At 43.6% G+C, this 629-nt stretch carries 1 protein-coding gene; it reads left to right on the top strand.

Translation table 11 applies throughout. The features are described 5' to 3' along the window. Positions 1-629: GTP-binding protein (locus CDG56_RS16770; RefSeq protein WP_143225235.1), on the top strand; the 629-nt coding region annotated here is incomplete at both ends.

Raw genomic sequence — 629 nt, 5'->3', positions numbered from 1 at the left:
AAGTTTGAACGTAATAAACCACACGTAAACGTGGGTACAATTGGTCACGTTGACCATGGTAAAACAACTTTAACTGCTGCGATTGCAACTATTTGTGCAAAAACTTACGGCGGTGAAGCGAAAGATTACTCACAAATCGACTCAGCTCCTGAAGAAAAAGCACGTGGTATTACAATTAATACTTCACACGTAGAATACGATTCTCCAATCCGTCACTACGCTCACGTAGACTGCCCGGGCCACGCCGATTATGTTAAAAACATGATTACTGGTGCTGCTCAGATGGACGGCGCGATCCTTGTGTGTGCTGCGACTGATGGTCCAATGCCACAAACTCGTGAACACATCCTTCTTTCACGTCAGGTTGGTGTACCTTACATCATCGTATTCTTAAACAAGTGTGACCTTGTTGATGATGAAGAATTACTTGAATTAGTAGAAATGGAAGTTCGTGAACTTCTTTCTACTTATGACTTCCCAGGTGATGACACTCCAATCATCCGTGGTTCAGCGCTTCAAGCATTGAACGGCAATGATGGCGAATATGGTGAGAAATCAGTTCTTGCACTTGTTGAAGCGCTTGACTCTTACATCCCAGAACCAGAGCGTGCAATCGATAAAGCATTCTT

This window comes from Acinetobacter sp. WCHA39, from assembly GCF_002165385.1.
Lineage (GTDB): Bacteria > Pseudomonadota > Gammaproteobacteria > Pseudomonadales > Moraxellaceae > Acinetobacter.
This window is presented reverse-complemented; position numbering and strand designations above follow the sequence as displayed.